Raw genomic sequence first — 665 nt, 5'->3', positions numbered from 1 at the left:
TAAAGTTTCGGGCCAGAGGGTTGGGCATGCAGTTTGCATGGCTCAGCAGACAGTGATGCTGACGCCGGGGAGATTTCCATGACGGATCGGCGAAGCGGGGCAAGGGTCATCGAGAAGCCGAAAACGGCTTTTTGGAATGATCGCGATGTCCGCGCAGTCCTTTTTCAGATTCTAATCGTGCTTTTGGTGCTGGCTGCGGGCTGGTATCTTATTCACAATACGCTCACCAATCTCGAAAACCGCAAAATCGCGACCGGGTTCAGCTTTCTGACCCGCGAAGCCGGTTTTAGTATCGGTGAGACGCTCGTTCCCTATTCTGCCGCCGATACCTATGCGCGGGCGATTTGGGTCGGGATTATCAATACGCTGGTGATCTCGGTTATCGGGATTTTCTTGGCGACTATTCTCGGCACGCTGGTCGGGGTTGCCCGCCTTTCAACCAATTGGCTGTTGGCGAAGCTGGCCTCGGTTTATGTCGAAGGTCTGCGCAATATCCCGCTGCTGCTGCAACTCTTCTTCTGGTATCAGCTCGTCAGCGAGGCGTTGCCGCCGGTCCGTCAGGCGATCAAGCTTATTCCGGATTACGTCTTCCTCAGTCAAAAGGGTCTGCGGATTCCCCATATCGCGAACGACATTCATGCTGGATGATCGCCCTGCTGTTGGGC

General features: G+C 55.0%; 1 protein-coding gene. It reads left to right on the top strand.

Going from position 1 to position 665, the window contains the following annotated elements; genetic code table 11:
* The first annotated feature begins 177 nt into the window (after positions 1-177).
* On the top strand, positions 178-648 hold the full coding sequence (locus VZ95_RS21140) for an ABC transporter permease subunit (RefSeq protein ID WP_232302804.1): 471 nt from the start codon (positions 178-180) through the stop codon (positions 646-648).
* The last annotated feature ends 17 nt before the right edge of the window (positions 649-665 follow it).

Origin of the sequence: Elstera litoralis (assembly GCF_000963705.1) — a bacterium.
Lineage (GTDB): Bacteria > Pseudomonadota > Alphaproteobacteria > Elsterales > Elsteraceae > Elstera > Elstera litoralis.
This window is presented reverse-complemented; position numbering and strand designations above follow the sequence as displayed.